This is a genomic window from Aureimonas sp. AU12 (genome assembly GCF_001463705.1).
Taxonomy (GTDB): Bacteria; Pseudomonadota; Alphaproteobacteria; order Rhizobiales; family Rhizobiaceae; genus Aureimonas.
In genome coordinates this window covers 1-17202 of record NZ_BBWH01000015.1, presented here as the reverse complement: position 1 = coordinate 17202, position 17202 = coordinate 1, and the positions used below count along the sequence as shown (strand labels likewise).

At 70.9% G+C, this 17202-nt stretch carries 15 protein-coding genes; 3 read left to right on the top strand and 12 right to left on the bottom strand.

Annotation, left to right across the window (positions count from 1 at the left end; all coding sequences use genetic code 11):
- Window positions 1–53: 53 nt before the first annotated feature.
- The 7 genes from AUL33_RS05935 to AUL33_RS05905 all read right to left on the bottom strand — a co-directional run bounded on the left by AUL33_RS05935 (window position 54) and on the right by AUL33_RS05905 (window position 8092).
- A complete protein-coding gene (locus AUL33_RS05935) occupies window positions 54–260 on the bottom strand; it encodes a hypothetical protein (RefSeq protein WP_062205112.1) in 207 nt (68 codons plus the stop codon).
- Between the two features lie 263 nt (window positions 261–523).
- A complete protein-coding gene (locus AUL33_RS05930; RefSeq protein WP_062205109.1) occupies window positions 524–2482 on the bottom strand; it encodes a BTAD domain-containing putative transcriptional regulator in 1959 nt (652 codons plus the stop codon).
- Window positions 2483–2667: 185 nt separating this feature from the next.
- A complete protein-coding gene (locus tag AUL33_RS05925; RefSeq protein ID WP_062205105.1) occupies window positions 2668–3570 on the bottom strand; it encodes an SMP-30/gluconolactonase/LRE family protein in 903 nt (300 codons plus the stop codon).
- Between the two features lie 10 nt (window positions 3571–3580).
- Window positions 3581–4552 carry an ABC transporter permease gene (locus tag AUL33_RS05920; protein WP_062205100.1) on the bottom strand — a complete coding sequence of 324 codons (972 nt, stop codon included), beginning with the start codon at window positions 4550–4552 and terminating at the stop codon, window positions 3581–3583.
- On the bottom strand, window positions 4549–5496 hold the full coding sequence (locus AUL33_RS05915; protein ID WP_192843148.1) for an ABC transporter permease: 948 nt from the start codon (window positions 5494–5496) through the stop codon (window positions 4549–4551). Before AUL33_RS05915 ends, AUL33_RS05920 begins: the two co-directional genes overlap by 4 nt.
- An 11-nt stretch (window positions 5497–5507) precedes the next feature.
- Window positions 5508–6995: a sugar ABC transporter ATP-binding protein gene (locus AUL33_RS05910; protein WP_062205091.1), complete on the bottom strand. Its 1488-nt coding sequence runs from the start codon at window positions 6993–6995 to the stop codon at window positions 5508–5510.
- A gap of 89 nt (window positions 6996–7084) precedes the next feature.
- Window positions 7085–8092 (bottom strand): ABC transporter substrate-binding protein, encoded by a 1008-nt coding sequence (locus AUL33_RS05905; RefSeq protein ID WP_062205388.1) that lies wholly within the window; start codon window positions 8090–8092, stop codon window positions 7085–7087.
- A gap of 232 nt (window positions 8093–8324) precedes the next feature.
- On the opposite strand from AUL33_RS05905, the gene AUL33_RS05900 reads away from it, so the two are divergent.
- The 3 genes from AUL33_RS05900 to AUL33_RS05890 all read left to right on the top strand — a co-directional run bounded on the left by AUL33_RS05900 (window position 8325) and on the right by AUL33_RS05890 (window position 11807).
- On the top strand, window positions 8325–9620 hold the full coding sequence (locus AUL33_RS05900) for a GAF domain-containing protein (RefSeq protein ID WP_062205087.1): 1296 nt from the start codon (window positions 8325–8327) through the stop codon (window positions 9618–9620).
- Complete coding sequence (locus AUL33_RS05895) at window positions 9617–10360, top strand: response regulator transcription factor (protein ID WP_062205084.1); 744 nt, start codon at window positions 9617–9619, stop codon at window positions 10358–10360. Before AUL33_RS05900 ends, AUL33_RS05895 begins: the two co-directional genes overlap by 4 nt.
- 184 nt (window positions 10361–10544) lie before the next feature.
- Complete coding sequence (locus AUL33_RS05890) at window positions 10545–11807, top strand: multidrug effflux MFS transporter (RefSeq protein ID WP_374754410.1); 1263 nt, start codon at window positions 10545–10547, stop codon at window positions 11805–11807.
- 9 nt (window positions 11808–11816) lie between these two features.
- On the opposite strand, the gene AUL33_RS05885 is transcribed toward AUL33_RS05890, so the two are convergent.
- From AUL33_RS05885 to AUL33_RS05865, 5 genes are read right to left on the bottom strand one after another with little or no spacing between them, the layout of a single operon-like run.
- Window positions 11817–13217: an amidase gene (locus tag AUL33_RS05885; RefSeq protein WP_062205081.1), complete on the bottom strand. Its 1401-nt coding sequence runs from the start codon at window positions 13215–13217 to the stop codon at window positions 11817–11819.
- Window positions 13214–14242 (bottom strand): oligopeptide/dipeptide ABC transporter ATP-binding protein, encoded by a 1029-nt coding sequence (locus AUL33_RS05880; protein WP_062205079.1) that lies wholly within the window; start codon window positions 14240–14242, stop codon window positions 13214–13216. Before AUL33_RS05880 ends, AUL33_RS05885 begins: the two co-directional genes overlap by 4 nt.
- Window positions 14239–15252, bottom strand: a complete 1014-nt coding sequence (locus tag AUL33_RS05875; RefSeq protein WP_062205076.1) for an ABC transporter ATP-binding protein — start codon at window positions 15250–15252, stop codon at window positions 14239–14241. The genes AUL33_RS05880 and AUL33_RS05875 overlap by 4 nt, the downstream gene beginning before the upstream one ends.
- Complete coding sequence (locus tag AUL33_RS05870; protein ID WP_062205073.1) at window positions 15249–16106, bottom strand: ABC transporter permease; 858 nt, start codon at window positions 16104–16106, stop codon at window positions 15249–15251. The genes AUL33_RS05875 and AUL33_RS05870 overlap by 4 nt, the downstream gene beginning before the upstream one ends.
- Window positions 16103–17056 carry an ABC transporter permease gene (locus tag AUL33_RS05865; RefSeq protein WP_062205069.1) on the bottom strand — a complete coding sequence of 318 codons (954 nt, stop codon included), beginning with the start codon at window positions 17054–17056 and terminating at the stop codon, window positions 16103–16105. The genes AUL33_RS05870 and AUL33_RS05865 overlap by 4 nt, the downstream gene beginning before the upstream one ends.
- Window positions 17057–17202: the final 146 nt, after the last annotated feature.

Sequence of the window (17202 nt, the reverse complement as noted above, 5' to 3'; positions counted from 1 at the left end):
CGAAAGGCGGGCGCGTGCGAACTCGAGGATCGCCGTCGGCGACCCGAAGCGTTCTATTGCAGCAGCGTGTCGCCCGGCGCGAACTGGCTCTCGCCGTCGGCGGACGCGCCGTCGAACGCGGTGTCGATGCGCGACCGGCTGTCCGCGGCCATGTTGGCGATGGTCAGCGTCAGGAGTTGCGACACGACCTCTAGTTTCTGGGACGCGGCTTCGCGCTGGGCGTAGATCAACAGGGAGTGGAGAGCGTCGCGATCGGTCATGTCAGTCCGTTCTTTCGGGCAAGAAACGCGTCAGGATTGCATCCGTTGAAGCGCACTCGCCGTGACACCGGCGTGACACGATTGTTTGCGACCCGATCTGCCGCGATCTGGCCGGACCTCAATGCGAGCGACGGGGCGCCGATCCTCTGGCGACTGGGGCTGCGAAAGGATTGCTGGCGAAGGAGCGATGCGGGCGCGGACCCGGTGCGCCCCCGGTCGATCCCCAACGGGACCGGCTCCGATTGTCCCTCAATCGCTCGAGGTCAGGTGAAGCCGGCCATGCTGAGCGCGCCCGCATAGCGCGCCAGATGGTCTTTCGAGCGCAGCGGCATCGTCTTGATCCACGCGTCGATGCGGAAATTAGGCTGGTCCTCGAGCGCCCGCGCCACGAAGCGGGCGGCCTCGGCGGTCTGCCCGGTCATGGCGAGGCAGGCTGCCGTCAGGCGGTAGGCGGGCTTGCGCTGCTGCATGCGCGCCAGCGTGACGAGTGCCTTTTCGTAGTCCTCGACGAGGAACAGCGTGCTGCCCGCCGTCCAGAGGTAGTCGTCGGGTGGAATCGGGTTGAGGTCGATCGCCTTCTCGATGCGCCGCAGGGCGGGCAGGGCATCGCAGGAATGGGTCAGCGCGTTGGCATGGTCGGCCAGGATGTCGGCATGGTGGGGCACGAGCCGCTCGGCCTCGGCCAGCCCTTCGACGGCTTCGTCGAGACCGCCGAGGAAAAGCGACGCGCTTGCCACCTCCCGCAGCGCCTCGCCGCTGAACGGATCAAGATTGGCAGCCCGCATCGCCACGCGCTTGGCCTGATGCAGGAGGTCCGGCTCGGTGCGCGCGAGGAGCAGCCATTCGAGGACGAGCGACCGGGCGATGCCGTTGAGGGCGGGGGCGAAGGCGGGCGCGTTGTCCGCGGCCTGGATGAAGGCGCGCCGAGCCCGGCGAACGTCCGGCAGGTCGAGGACGCGCAGGTGGCGGCGGCCGAGGAGATACAATTGATAGGCGCTGGGCGGGCAGGCGATGGTGAACGCGGCCGCCTCGGAGCGCTCGATCTGGTCCGCCAGCGCCAACGCGATCGAGCGCGACAGCGTGCGGTGGTGCTCGGCCGAGGCGCCCACAGCCAGATCGTAATCGTCCGCCCAGAGCGTGACCCGGCCGGCCTGGCGCATCAGCTTGACGACGAGGCGCGTGCGCCCGGCGAAATTGCGCACGCTCGTCTCGGCGAAATACTCGATGCCGAACCGCTCCTTCGGCTGGTCCTCCGCGCCGAGCCGCCAGGCCGTATGCGGCGCGATCACGGCGATGGAGCGCAGACGGCAGAGACCGAGCGTCACGTCCTCGATCAGGGCTTCCGCCAGATGGGTGTGCTCCGCATCGACCCCGCTCGAGGCCGTGGGCATGAGGAGGCAGACCCGCGGGATGGCGGCCACGGCGGCCGTCGCCAGCAGCGTCTCGACGCGGCGTCCGGCATCGAGCGGACGAGCGGCCGCGAGGGGGGCGGGAACGGCGACCGCGCGCTTCAACCTGACGAGGAGTTCGCGCACCGGCTCGCTCGGCGTCGCACCGAGCTCAGCGCCGAACCGGCGGCGCATCTCGTCGTAGACCGCCTCGGCCGCACTGAGCCCTTGCGTCTGCGCGCGGATCTCGACGAGCGTCAGCCACGCATCCTCGCGGAACGGATCGATCTCCAGCAACCGGCGCAGCGCCGTCTCTGCGCGGCCGCCCCGCACGTGGCGGGCTCCCGCCGTGACGAGGTCGCCGTAGCGCTCGCGCAGCCGGTTGCGCTGCGTGCCGATCCAGCCCGACAGCGTCTCGCCATCGGCCGTAAAGCTCTCGAGGAGGTCGCCCCGGTACAGTCCCGAGAGGGCCTCGAGATCGTCCGCGTGGGCGGGTACGGGCAGCGCCATCAGCCTGTCGAGGTCGCAGGTCGGCGCGGTTTCGCCGGAGACCAGCCGCACTTCGTCGCGACCGGTCGCGATCAGTTCGATCCCGAGATGCTTCTGACGGGTGTGGATGCGCGACAGCAGCTGGCGAAGATTGGCCATGGCGCCCGTCTGGTCGGCATCCTCGTAGATCCAGGCGGCGAGGGTGGAGCGCAGCGCCCGGCGATCGGATGCCAGATGCAGGATGGCGAGCAGCGCGAACGCCTTCTGCGGGAGAGGCGCCGCCTCGTCCTCATGCAGAAGGGCCGGGTGTCCGAGGAGACGAAGGAAAGGTCGTCCGATGTTCATCCGCGCGTGTGGGTCCACAATCATGCCGTGAGCCCATGATGTATCAGGATATGGCGCGTGAGCCAAACGATCGGGCACCAGCGGACGGCATTCGTTTACCGCCTTGTAGGACCGCATGCCCGATCGGCAGGACGGGGCCTCGATCCGCTGCCCATCGATGCGATCATATGATGCGTGTCCAGCGCTCAGCAACCCTGCGCGCGCACGTAGATCGAATAGAGCGAGCGGGTCGCGGTAATGAAGAGCCGGTTGCGCTTGGGGCCGCCGAAACAGAGATTGGCGACGACCTCCGGCACGAGGATCTTGCCGAGGCACGTGCCGTCCGGCGCGAAGCAGTGGACGCCGTCGGCGGCGCTCGACCAGACGTTGCCGTTGCGGTCGACGCGGATTCCGTCGGGAATGCCCCGGTCGATCACGGCGAAGACACCGTCGTCGATCAGCCGCTCGCCCTCGACGCGCAAGCGCCGGATGTGGCGGGGATGGTCGGGAGCGTGGCTGGCGCCCGAATCAGCGATGTAGAGACGGCTTTCGTCCGGCGAGAAAGCGAGGCCGTTGGGCTGCAGGAAGTCGTCGGCGACGCGCGTGACCGCGCCGCTCGCACCGTCGACGCGGTAGACGCCGCGCACCGGCTGCTCCTCCTCGGCCCGGTCGCCCTCGTAGGCGTCGCGGATGCCGTAGCTCGGGTCGGTGAACCAGACCGAGCCGTCGGACTTCACCACCGCGTCGTTCGGCGAGTTGAGGCGGCGGCCCTCGAAGCGGTCGGCGAGGGTGACGACCCGCCCGTCGGCCTCGGTGCGGCTCACCCGGCGGGCGAGATGCTCGCAGGAGACGAGCCGGCCCTCGCGGTCGCGCGTGTTGCCGTTGGAATTGCGCGAGACGCCGCGAAACACCGAGGTTCCGACTTCGGGGATGTAGCGCATCATCCGGTCGTTCGGGATGTCGCTCCAGACCAGCTGATTCATGTCGCCGAACCAGACCGGGCCCTCGGCCCAGCGGCAGCCCTCGAACAGATGCTCCAGCTCGACATTGTGGAGCGTCAGGTCCTCGAAGCGGGGATCGCGGATCTCGTAGGGGGTCATGATGGCCATGGCGGGTCTTTCAGCTGCGACCCGTGCGGGGGCCGCCGGCAATGGTGATGATGGCGATGATGATCAGGCCGGTGAGGAGGAGGCGCAGGCCCGCCCCGACGCCGAACGTGTTAAGCATGGTAATGAGGAGATAGAGGAAGAGCGATGCGCCCCAGAGCCCGGTGACGTTGGACTGGCCGCCCGAGACCGACGAGCCGCCGACCACCACCACCGCGATCGAGGCGAGGAGGTACTCCTCGCCCATGTTGAGCGAGGAGCCGCCCGAGAAGCCCGCCAGCACCGCGCCGCAGAGCCCCGCGAGCGAAGCCGAGAGCACGTAGGTCGCCCAGCGTACGATCTCGACGCGGATGCCGGCGAGCGCGGCAGCGCGCGGGTTCTGGCCGATGGCCGAGATGGCGCGGCCGTAATAGGTGCGGTGCAGGAGCACCGCCATCAGCCCGCAGAGCGCCAGCGTCGCGATCGCCAGAAGCGGCACGCCGGCGATCCGGCCGGTGGCGAAGTCGGCGAAGCTTTCGGGCGGGCGCACGCGCAGGCCCCGCCCGTAGGCGATGGCGACCGACTGGATGAGGAAGCTCGCCGAGAGCGTGGCGATGATCGGCGGGATCTGGAGAAGGCGGATCAGCGCGAAGTTGAAGCAGCCGACCGCCACGCCGACGGCGAGCGCGGCGAGGATGCCGGGCAGGATCATCGCGTCCGTGCCGCCCATGACGCTCATCGACACCGCGCCGGCCAGCGCGATCGTCGAGGGGATCGAGAGATCGACATTGCCGGGGCCGGTGGTGATCACGAACATCTGGCCGAGGCCGACGATGACGTACATCGTGGCGAAGGTCAGGGCGGTCGAGAGGATCTGGCCCGATCCCTGGCCGCCGGTGAAGACGATCGTCGCCGCGAAGATCGCGGCCGCTCCTGCGAACGAGAAGAGCCACGGCGCCCGGAAGGGGAGGGCAAACCTGCGTCGTGCCGGTGTCGTCGCGCTCATGCGGCCTGTCTTTCCAAGCGGTTGACGAGGGCGCGCAGCGCCAGCACCACGATGAGGATCGCGCCCTGCGCGCCGATCTGCCAGTCCGGCGCGATGCGCAGGAACGAGAGGAGCGAGCCCGCGAGCGTCAGCGTCAGCGCGCCGAGCACGGCGCCGACCGGCGAGATGCGCCCGCCCGTGAACTCGCCGCCGCCCAGGATCACGCCCGCGATCGAGAGGAGCGTGTAGCGCAGCGCGATGTTGGCATCCGCCGAGGTGGTGAGCCCGACGAGCGCCAGCCCGGAGAGGACGCCGAAGAAGCCGCAGAGCGCATACATCGTCATCTTGGCGCGCAGCAGCGACCAGCCGGCGCGGGCCACGGCCTGCGCGTTGCCGCCGGTGCCCCGCAGCACGGTGCCGAAGGAGGAGCGCATGAGGAGGAGCTGGGCCCCGATCGCCAGCACGGCGCTGGCGATGATGGCGAAGGGCACGAGCGGCGTCTTCAGCTTGACGAGGGTGGAGAGCCAGACCGGCGCGCTGCCGCCGGGCACCGGCAGGAGCAGCACGGCGGCGCCGAGCCAGACGAAGCTCATGCCGAGCGTCACCACGATCGAGGGCAGGTTGCGCAGGTGGATGAGCGCGCCGAGCAGCGCATAGACGAGGATGCAGCCGGCGAGCGCGGCGACGCCGAGAAGCGGATCGTCCTTGAGGAGGGTCGCGCCGATGCAGGCGACGAAGGAGACGAAGCCGCCGATCGAGAGGTCGAGATCGTTGACGGTGATGACGCAGAGCTGCGCGATCGTGGCGAGCGCGATCGGCAGGGCGAGATTGAGCATCAGGGTCAGGCCGAGATAGCTCATCGCGCGCGGCTGGATGATGAAGATCGCGACGAGCAGCAGCGCCAGCGAGACCGGCGGCAGAAGCTCGCGCAGGGTGCGGGCGAGCGCCAGACGGTTGGCGACCATCGGACGGGCGCTCATGCCGCGGCCTCCGCGAAGGAGGATTGCAGCACGCGGGCCTCGGACAGCTCGTCCCGCGCCATGTCGGCGACGATGCGCCCGGAGCGCAGCACGTAGACGTGGTCGCAGGCGCGCAATTCGTCGAATTCGGTGGTGTACCAGACGAAGGTGCGCCCGCGCGCGGCCTCGGCGCGCACGATGGCGTAGACCTCCTGCTTGGTGCCGATGTCGACGCCCCGCATCGGGTCGTCCATCAGGATGATCTCGGCATCCGAGGCCAGCGCCCGCGCGAAGAGGGCCTTCTGCTGGTTGCCGCCCGACAGCGTCAGGATGCCGTTGTCCATGTCGGGGGTGCGGATGGCGATGCGCTCCTTCCACTCGGCCTCCATGCGCCGCTCGGCGGCCCGATCGATGAGGCCGAAGCGCTGCATGGATTGGAGCGAGCGCACCGTGACGTTGCCGCCGATCGACCAGAGCGGAAAGACGCCGTCGGTCTGCCGGTCGCCGGCCACGAAGGCGACGCGCCCGTCGAGCCTGGCATAGTGGCCGCCGCGATGGGCGGCATTGTGCAGGAGCACGAGAAGCGCGGTCTGCCCGTGGCCGGCGAGCCCGCCGAGGCCGACGATCTCGCCGCGCCGGGCCTCGAGCTGCCGTCCGTCGCCCTGGCGCGGCGAATGGGCGGAGGCGACGATCGGCGCGCTCGTGCGGGCCTTGGGGGCGCCGGCCGCTTCGCCCTCCGTATGCGCGGCGACATGGCCCATCGCCTCGACGAGCGAATGGCGGTCGAATTCGGCGGCGGGCCGCAGCGCCACAACGCGCCCGTCGCTCATCACGCTGATGCGGTCGCAGGTCGAGAGGATCTCGCCGAGAATGTGGGAGATCAGGATGACGCTGCCGCCCGAGGCCACGAAGCGGCGGACATGGGCGAGAAGCTGGCCGGCGACCTGCGCGTCCAGCGAAGAGGTGGGCTCGTCGAGGATCACGAGCGAGAGCGGCGCGTCGCCGCGCGCGAAGACGGTGGCGATCTCCACCATCTGGCGCTGGCCGAGGGCGAGGTCCGAGACGAGATCGCGAAGGCGGATACCGTGGCCGGGGAAGATCTCGTCGAGCGCCTCGCCGATGAGCTTGGCGGCGCGCTTGCGCCAGCCGAAGCCTTTCAAGGCGGGGTGGCGCACACGGGCGTTCTCGATCACCGTCAGATTGGGGCAGAGCGAAAGCTCCTGGAAGACGCAGCGCACGCCGAGCTGGCCGGCGCGCTCGACGCCGAAGCGCTGGGTCTCGTCGTTGCCCGCGATCTCGATGCGCCCCTCGTCGGGTCGCACGTTGCCGGCGAGCACCTGCATCAGCGTCGACTTGCCGGCGCCGTTGTGCCCGGCGAGGCCGAGGCATTCGCCGGGCCGGATGGCGAGATCGACGCCGTCGAGGGCGCGCACGGCGCCGTAGCTCTTCTTGACCTGGGCGAGATCGATGAGCGGACGCGGCGCGCCGCGGTCTGGGACGGGCATGGCGGCGGGAACTCCCAAGGGACGCGGCAGCGGTCCGGGGCGGCAGGTGCCGCCGCCCCGGACCGGATCGGATGAACAGTCGCTCCGCTTTAGCGAGCGGCCGCGATCACCTTCTCGGCGTCGGCCTGCGAATACTCGACATTGGCGACGCCGCCCTCGGGCGTCGTCTGCAGCGAGGCGTCGAGCCCGGCCTGGTCGATCGACAGGAACGGCACCACAAGGTCCTTGGGGACCTCCTTGCCGTCGAGGATCTGCTGCGCCACCCAGAAGGCGAGGGTGGAGACGCCCGGCGCGATCGAGACCGACATGGTCTCGTAGCCGTCCTTGTCCTTCTGCGCCTTCCACCAGGCGAGCTCGTCCTGGCGGTTGCCCATGATGATGGTCGGGGTCTTGCGCCCGGCCGCCGAGAAGGCTTCCGCCGCGCCGAACCCGTCGCCGCCCTGCGTCACCACGCCGACGACTTCCGGGATGCTCGGCAGGACGCCGGCCACCGACTTCTGCGCCACGGTCTGCGTCCAGTCGCCCTGAACCTCCGAGACGATCTTGAACTTCGGGTGGGCGGCGACGCCCGCCGCGATCCCCTCGTGGATCTCGCCGTCGACGGAGGTGCCGGCGAGGCCCCGGATCTCGAGGAGGTTGCCGCCCTCGGGGAAACGCTGCGCCAGATAGTCGAGCTGGCCGGCGCCCATCTTGCGGAAGTCCACCGCCACGCGCCAGGCGCAGGGCTCGGTGACGATGCCGTCGAAGGAGACGACGGTGATGCCGGCGTCGCAGGCTTCCTTCACCGCGCCGTTGAGGGCGGTCGGCGAGGCCGAGTTGACGACGATGGCGTCGTAGCCCTGCAGGATCATGTTCTGGATCTGCGCGGCCTGCTCGGTGGCCTGGTTCTCGGCGGTGGTGAAGGCGTCGGCGCTCTTCACGGTGCCCGCCTTCACGGCCTCGCCGGTGACCTTCTGCCAGCTTTCCAGCATGGCCTGGCGCCAGGAATTGCCGGCATAGTTGTTCGACAGCGCGATGGTCTTGTCCGCCGTCTCGGCGAATGCGGCGCCGGACAGGCTGGTCACGGCCAGCATCGCGAGCATGAGTCGCTTGGTCATCCTGAAATCCTCCCATGGGCCGATCGGCCCGAACCCGGCGAGCGGCATCTCGTGTCCGCTGGCCCGCAAGCCGCTCCCACAGCCCGCCCGCAGTTTCGGCGCTGCGGGCGCATCTGTCCAACCCTGAAGGCGCATCCTTTTTGCGGGTTCCCGCAAACGGCCTGCCGGGAACCCGGCACGTCGGACGCGAAACGGACTGGCGAAGCTCCGGCAAACATGGTGCCATCGGGCGATGAGCAGCCTTTCGTTCCCGAGCCCTCGCGCCGCCGCCGCCGAGCCCCGCCCCGTGCTCGATCCCGACGCGATCTTCGGCCATCTCCTGCGCATCTCGCGCGCGCTCGCCGGCAAGCTGGAATTTCAGGCGGCGATCCAGGCGGTGTCGGACGAGCTGGCCGAGGTGCTGCCGCACGATCATCTCGACATCTGCATCCTGCGGCGCGACGACGTCCACGTCGCCTACGAGGCGGGGCTCCACACCGACTGGGGCCGGCATCTCCACACCGTGCCGGTGCGGCGCAGCCCGATCCGCTCGGTGCTGCTGGGCGACGTGCCCTTTCTCATCACCGGCAACGCGATGGAGGATCCGCGCTTCGGCTTCGAGGGCGCCTTCAACGATCCGATCTTCAGCCAGCGGCTGCGCTCGCGCCTCCATGCGCCGCTTCTGGTGCGCGGCGAGGTCATCGGCGCCTTTTCCTGCTCGCGGCACGATGCCGATTTCTACGCGCTGGAGGACGTGACGATCGCCCAGCACGTCGCCGAGATGCTGGCGCCCTACGTCTACGCGCTCGGGGCTGCCGAGGAGGCGCGGCGCCTCGCGATCGAGGAGGCGGAGGGGCGCGCCCGCGAGGAGGGCCTGCGCGACGGGGCGCTGCGGCTGACGGAAGAGCTGGAGCGCGAGCGCCAGCGCATCGGCATGGATCTCCATGACGGCACGCTCGCCGATCTCACCCGCATCGCCCGCCGGCTGGAGCGCCTCTGCGAGAGCGAGACGGCGCCGCGCGAGGCGCTGGAGCCGATCGTCGACGGGTTGCAGCGCTGCATGGGGGAGCTGCGCCAGATCATCGACGATGCCCGGCCGAACGTCCTCGAACTCTTCGGCTTCGCCGAAGGCGTCGAGGACTTTCTCGGCCGGGCGCTCCTGGAGCCGCGCACCGGCATCGCCTGGCGGCTCGACGACGCGAGCGAGGGCGCGGTGGACGCCCTCCCGGCGGCGCTGCGCGTCGCGCTCTTCCGCATCGTGCAGGAGGCGGTGAACAACGCCGCGCAGCATGCCGGCCCCTCGCTGATCGAGGTGTCGGTGGAGCGCGTGGAGGAGGACGGCACGCCGGCGATCCGCATCGGCGTGCGCGACGACGGCGTCGGCTTCATGCCGATGCAGCAGCGTCGGCGCGTCGGCGGCATCCGCAACATGCAGACCCGCGCCCGCCTCGTCTCCGCCGCGTTCACGCTGCAGCGCCGCGCCGACGGTCAGGGCACCGAGATGCTGCTGGTCCTGCCGGTCGCATCCGCCGCCGGCGCCGTCCGATGAGCGGGCCGCTCGAAGTCCTCGTGGTCGAGGACGACGCGGTGCATCGCACCTTCCTGCGCGACGTCATTGCCTCGGCCCTGCCGGGCTCGGCGCTGATCGAGGCCGGCGACGGCGAGGAGGGCGAGCGGCTCGCCCGTCATCACGGCTCGCGCCAGATCATCGTCGATCTCCAGATGCCGCGCCGCACGGGCGTCGAGATGGCCCGGGCGCTCTGGCGCGACCGGCCGGAGACCAGCATCCTCTTCTGGTCCAACTATGCCGACGAGGCCTATGTGCGCGGCGTCTCGCGCATCGTGCCGGCGGGCGCGGCCTACGGCTACATCCTCAAGTCCGCCTCCGAAGAGCGGCTGAGCCTGGCGCTGCGCAGCGTCTTCCTCGAAGGCCAGTGCGTCATCGATCGCGAGATCCGCACGGTGCAGCAGAAGGCCTCGAGCCACCACGAGAGCCTGTCGGACGTCGAATACGAGATCCTGCTCGATCTGGCGCTCGGGCTCACCGACCGCCTGATCGCCGAGCGGCGCTCGGTCTCGCTGCGCAGCGTGCAGAACCGGCTGCAGCAGATCTACGAGAAGGTCGGGGCCTATGAGGGCGGGGCGGGCGCCGACACGTTCAATCTGCGCACCCGCGCCGTCAGCCTGGCGCTGCTGCGCAAGCTCCTCAACCGCAACGGCCTCGAACAGGCCGAGATCGAGCTCGGCCTCTGGCTGGCCAGGACCCGCGACCGGCGCGGCGGGGGATAGGTGCGAGGCCCGTTCAGGTCAGGCGCGCGGCGTCCGAGGTGCCGGTTCGACGGCCAACCGCCCTACGCCCCGAAAGCAATATGTGAGACTTGCTTTTGTCGGCGTCCCCGTGACAGGACGAGGCGCGCGTGGCAGGTGATGCTGTCTCCGAGCATCTCGCGCGAACGGCAGGAACCGCAGCCCCATGTCCAGCCCTTCGGAAACCGCGGACGTCGTTCCGCAGGCCGTGCCGCATCCCGGCATGGGCTTTCGCGAGTTCGTCGCCTTCGTCGCGGCGCTGATGGCGATCAACGCGCTGGCGATCGACGCCATGCTGCCGGCGCTGCCGCAGATCGGCGAGGCGCTGAACGTCGCCGACGAGAACCGGCGCCAGCTGATCATCACCGCCTATCTCCTCGGCTTCGGCGTCGCGCAGCTCGTCTACGGCCCGCTGTCCGACCGCTTCGGCCGGCGTCCCGTGCTGATGTTCGGCCTTCTCGTCTACGTCGCGGCGAGCGGCCTGTCGGCGTTCTCGACCTCGCTCGACCAGATGGTGGTGGCGCGGGTGCTGCAGGGCGTCGGCTCGGCGGCGACGCGGGTGCTCGCCGTCTCGATCGTGCGCGACTGCTATTCCGGCCGGCACATGGCGCGGGTCATGTCCTTCGCCTTCATCGTCTTCATCGCGGTGCCGGTGATCGCGCCGAGCGTCGGGCAGGCGATCGTGCTCGTGGCGCCGTGGGAGTGGATCTTCCTCATCCTCGGGCTCTTCGGGCTCGCCGTGGCGCTCTGGTCGGGCCTGCGGCTGCCCGAGACGCTGCCGCCCGAGCGGCGCACGCCGATCTCGGTTCGCGGCGTCGCCGGCGCCTTCCGCATCGTCGCCACCGACCGGGCGTGCCTCGGCTACACGCTGGCGGCCTCCGCCATTCTCGGGGCGCTGTTCGGCTTCATCAACTCCGCCCAGCAGATCTTCGTCGGCATCTTCGACACCGGCGCGGCCTTCCCGCTGATCTTCGCCAGCATTGCGCTCTTCGTCGCCGTGTCCTCGCTGGTCAACGCCCGCATCGTCGAGCGGCTCGGCATGCGGCGGGTCTCGCACACCGCGCTTCTGGGCTTCACCGGTTTCGCGACGCTCCACGCCGCCATCGCCTTGAGCGGGCACGAGACGCTGGCGGTCTTCGTGGCTCTCCAGTCGGCCATGATGTTCTGCTTCGGGCTCATCATCTCGAACTTCTCGTCGATGGCGATGGACCCGGTCGGCCGCGTCGCCGGCACCGCCGCCTCGTTCCAGGGCTTCGGCACCACCGTCATCGGCGCGCTGCTCGGCTTCTACATCGGCCAGCACTACGACGGCACGGTGGTGCCGCTGACGGTCGGCTATGCCGCGCTTGGGTTCCTGGCGATCCTCATCGTGCTCGTCACCGAGCGCGGTCGGCTCTTCGCCCCCGTGAACGCCGCTTCAGGCGGCTGAGGCCCGGCGTCAGGCTTCGGCCCGAGGCGCCGGCCAGTCGCGGATCGGTCCCCGCCACGTCTCATAGAGATGCGAGAGGCGCAGCACGTCGAGATCGGCGAAGCGCGGGCCGACGATCTGCAGCCCGATCGGCATCCCCGTTCGCGAGAAGCCGCAATTGATCGAGGCGGCCGGCTGGTCCGACATGTTCCACGGGACGGTGAAGGCGATGTGCTCGAAGGGCCGCGCCGGATCGTTCGTCGGCGAGGCCCATTCGGCGGGGTAGGAGACGATCGGGTTGGTGGGCGAGAGAACCATGTCGACCCGCTGGAAGAGCGCGCCGCAGGCCCGGCGCATCGCCATCGTCTGGTCGAACCCGGCCACCGCCGCGACGCCGCTGATGCGCTCGCCCGCCTTCGCCCAGTCGAGAATATAGGGTAGGATCGTGTCGCGAGCGGCCTCGTCGAGCTTCAGCATCTCGCCCCAGAAGCGGGCCCGCCAGAAGTCGTCGAGCCCGTCGAGCATGGCGCGCGTCAGCACCGGGCCGACCTCCTCGACAACAGCGCCGGCCGCCTCGAAGCGGCGCGCGGCGCTGACCACCGCCTCGCGGACCTCGTCGTCGAGCGGCAGGCCGCAGCCGGCGTCGAGCATCAGGCCGATGCGCAGCCCCGAGACGTCGAGGCCGCCCAACGCCTGCCACTCGATCGCGGCGGGCGGCAGGCTGGTGCCGTCGCGCCAGTCGGACCGCGCCAGCGTTTCCATCGCCAGCGCGGCATCGGCGACGGTGCGCGTCATCGGGCCGGCGCAGCGGCCGACATAGTAGGGGTCGACGGGAATGCGGCCCTGGCTCGGCTTGAAGCCGAAGACGCCGGTGCAGCCGGCGGGCAGGCGCACCGAGCCGCCGATATCGGTGCCGACATGGATCGGACCGTAGCCGGCCGCCGCCGCCGCACCGGCGCCGGCACTCGATCCGCCAGGATTGGTGGCGGGATCCCACGGATTGCGCGAGAGCCGGTGGAAGGACGAGAGGCCGGAGGACAGCATGCCGTAATCGGGGCAGGTCGTCTTGGCGAAGAGGATCGCGCCGTCCTCGCGCAGCCGGGCGGCGGCGGGCGCGTCGGCCGGGGCGGGCGCGAGCGTCGTCGCGCGCGTGCCGAGCGGCACGGGCACCCCTTGCGTCGCGATCAGCTCCTTCAGCGTCACCGGCAGGCCGTCGAGCCGCCCGTTTGGGCGCCCCATCGCCCAACGCTCGGTGGCCGCCATGGCGGCGCGCCGGGCGTCCTCGGGATCGTAGGCGTAGAGCGCCGCTATCACCGGCTCGAACGCCGCGATGCGCTGCTCCACCGCATCCCAGTATTCGAGCGGCGAAAGGGTTCGGGCACGGAAGGCGCCGAGAAGATCGACGGCGGTGAGATCGAGCGGCGAGGTCATGACGGACAGGCTTTCGAAGGGGGCGGTCCTTGCGAGCGGACGGGCTCGTCGGCCATCGCCTCGGCGTGATGGCAGGCGACGAGGCGCTCCGAGGCCGGATCGAGGCGGCGCGGTATCGGGGCCTCCACGCGGCAGCGCGCGTCGGCGAGCGGGCAGCGCGGCCGGAAGGCACAGCCTTGCCAGTCGGCGGGATCGCCGGCGAGGGGCGCTGCCCGGCGGGGGAGCGGCGCGCCGGCGTCTTCGATCCGCGGCTCGGCTTCGAGCAGCAGCCGCGTATAGGGATGGAACGGCCGGTCGAACACCGCATTCGCCGGCCCGGTCTCGACGAGGCGGCCAAGATACATGACGCCCACCCGGTCGCAGATCGCGTCGACCACGCCGAGATTGTGGGTGATGAAGAGAAAGGCGACGCCGTCGCGCTCGCGAAGGTCGAGAATGAGGTTGAGCACCTGCGCCTGCACCGAGAGGTCGAGCGCCGAGACGGCCTCGTCGGCAATCACCAGCTTGGGGCGGGTGACGAGGGCGCGGGCGATGGCGATGCGCTGGCGCTGGCCGCCCGAGAACTCGTGTGGGAAGCGCTCGGCGTCGCCGGGCTTCAGGCCGACGCTGGCGAGCACCTCGGCGACGCGGGCCTCGCTGTCCCGGCGGCTCGGGCGGGGATCGAGGACGTGCATCGGCTCGGCGACGATGCGCCCGACGCGCTGGCGCGGATCGAGCGAGCCGTAGGGATCCTGGAACACCATCTGGAAATCGCGCCGGCGCCGGGCGAGGGCACGGGCGGGCAGTGCGAAGAGATCGTCGCCCTCGAGGAGGACATGGCCCTCGGTCGGCCGGTCCAGCGCGGCGACGATGCGCGCGAGGGTCGACTTGCCGCAGCCGCTTTCGCCGACGATGCCGACGATGCTGCCCCGGTCCACCGTCAGGGACACGCCGTCGAGCGCGCGGGTGGTCGCGGTACGGCCCGTCAGGCCGCCGCCATAGTCGCGCTTGAGCGAGCGCAGGTCGAGAAGCGGGGTCGGCTTCATCGCACGGCCTCCGGCATGCCGGCGCGGATGCAGCGAACGCCGCGGGCTTGCGTGCCCGCGCCGAGGATCCGCCAGCCGGGCTCGGCCGCGTCGCACTCCGCGACACGGTCGGCGCAGCGCGGCGCGAAGCGGCAGCCCGGCGGCAGCGCGGCAAAGCCCGGCACCGTGCCGGGAATGGTGGCGAGGCGCGCCGCTGGCCCCGCGCCGGTCGAGCGATCCGGCCGGCGCGGCATCGCGGCGAGGAGGCCGCGCGTGTAGGGGCTGGCGGGGCGCGCCAGGAGGTCGGCCGTCCGGCCCTCTTCCAGCCGGGCGCCGGCATAGAGGACGAGCGTTCGTGCGGTGGCCTTCGCGACGACGCCGAGATCGTGGCTGACGAAGATCATCGCCCGGTCACCCTCTGCGACGAGCTCGGCGAGGATGTCGAGGATTTCGGCCTGCACGGTGACGTCGAGCGCCGTGGTCGGCTCGTCGGCGACGAGGATCGAGGGCTCCAGCGCGAGCGCGATGGCGATCCCGACGCGCTGGCGCTGGCCCCCCGACATTTCGTGCGGATAGGCGTCGATGCGGCGCCGAGCCTCGGGAATGCGCACGCGCTCCAGAAGCGCGAGGGCGCGGGCGCGCGCCTCGGTGCGCGACAGGCCCCGGCCGCGGATCAGCCCTTCGGATATCTGGTCGCCGACCCGCATCGCCGGGTTCAGCGCCGTCATCGGTTCCTGGAAGATCATGCCGATCTGCTGCCCGCGAATGCCGCAGAGCTCGGCCTCCGAGGCGGCGAGGAGATCGGTGCCCTCGAGCCGGATCGCGCCGCCGGCCCGCGCGCCGTCCGGCAGCAGCCCGATCAGCGCCAGCGACAGCATCGACTTGCCCGAGCCGCTCTCGCCGACGATGCCGAGGGTTTCGCCCCTCTCCAGCCGGAACGAGATGTCGTCGAGGATCGGGAGCGGCGGCAGGCCCGGCCTGCGGACGGCGACGGACAGGTGCTCGACCTCGAGAAGCGGCGGAACGGTCATCGACTGACGCTCCGGCGGGGATCGAGGCGATCGCGCAGGCCGTCGCCGAGAAGGTTGAGGCCGAGCACGGCGAGCGCGATCGTCGCGCCGGGCACGATGGCGAGCCAGGGCGCCTGGATCATGTAGGTCTGCGCGTCCGCCAGCATCCGCCCCCAGCTCGGCGCCGGCGGCGGCGCGCCGAGGCCGAGGAAGGACAGGCCGGCCTCGGTGAGGATGGCGAGGCCGAGCTGGATCGTCGCCTGCACGATGATCTGGCCGGCGATGTTGGGCAGGACATGGGCGAAGGTGATGCGCTGGGCGCCCTTGCCGGCCCCGCGCGAGGCCAGCACGTAGTCCCGCGACCAGATCTGCAACGCGGCGCCGCGCGTGACGCGGGCGAAGACCGGCACCATGAACACGGCGATGGCGACGATCGCCGTCAGCCGGCCGGGGCCGAGCAGCGCGCCGAGCATCATCGCCGAGACGATCGGCGGAAAGGCGAAGACGACGTCGCAGCCGCGCATCACGAGGCTCTCGATCCAGCCGCGGCAGGCTGCGACGGTGACGCCGAGGAGCGTGCCGACGGTGCCGCCGAGCGCGACGGCGCAGGCCGCCACGAGAAGCGAGTTCCGCGCGCCGGCCATCAGCATCGACAGGACGTCCCGGCCGAAGTGGTCGGTGCCGAGCAGGCCGTGTTCGAGCGGCGCCTTCAGCTTGGCCAGGATGGCGATCTTCGTCGGCGGCAGCGGCGTCCAGACGAGCGAGACCAGCGCCATTGCGACGAGGAGCGCCGTGATCGCGAGGCCGAGGGCGAGCCGCAGCGGCACGGCCGCGCGGCGACGGGCGGGAGCGGGGGCGATGAGGACGGCGCTCATGCGGCACCGCGGCCGCGCAGGCGCGGATCAAGCACGAGATAGGCGAGATCGACGAGGAAGTTCACGATGATCACCAGACCCGCGAACAGGAGCACGACGCTCTGCATCACGATGAGATCGCGCTGGGTGAACGCCTGAAGCGCGAGGCGCCCGAGGCCGGGCAGGCCGAAGATGTTCTCGACGAGCACCGAGCCGGCGATGAGGAAGGTGAACTGCAGGCCGAGGATGGTGACCACCGGCACGAGCGCGTTGGGCACGGCGTGGCGCCAGAGCGCCGCGCGGCGCGTCAGCCCCTTGGCGCGGGCGGTGCGCACGAAATCCTCGCCGAGCACGTCGAGGACGGCGGTGCGGGTGACGCGGGTGAGGATGCCGGCCTGCGGCAGGGCCAGCGCCACCGCCGGCAGCAAGAGCGCCGAGAGCGCCGGCAGGAGACCGGTCTCCCAGCCGGGAAAGCCGCCGGCCGGCAGCCAGCCGAGCGTCACCGCGAAGACGAGAATGAGCAGAAGGCCGATCCAGAAGTTCGGCAGGGCGACGCTGGCTTGCGTGAACACTGTCACGAGGGCATCCGGCCAGCGACCCTGGCGCGCGGCGGCGAGCACCCCGAGCGGGATCGCCAGCGCCATCGACAGCGCGATCGCCATCGCCGCCAGCGGCAGGGTGACGGCGAGGCGCTCCGCGATGAGGCCGGCGACGGGGACGCCGTAGGTCGTGGAGGTGCCGAGATCGCCGGTGAGCGAGCCGCCGATCCACAGGCCGAAGCGCACCACCGCCGGCTCGTCGAGGCCCATCTGCGTGCGAAGCGCGGCCAGCGTCTCGGGCTGCGCCGAGGTTCCCAGCATGATCGCCGCGGGATCGCCCGGCAGCACGTTCATGACGAGGAAGATCAGGATCGAGACCACCAGGAGCGTCGCCGCCAGCCCGAGGGCGCGGCGCGATAGAAGGGCAAGCATCGGCATCCTCCCGGGTCTGGGTGACGGGTGATGGAGGGCGGCAGGGGTTTCGAGCGCCCTCGCGATGTCGCGGCGTCCGGCGAAGATCGCGCGGCGGGATGCTTGCGGCGGGCGATCGAAGGGGCCTGCAGGCAGGGGGGCAGACC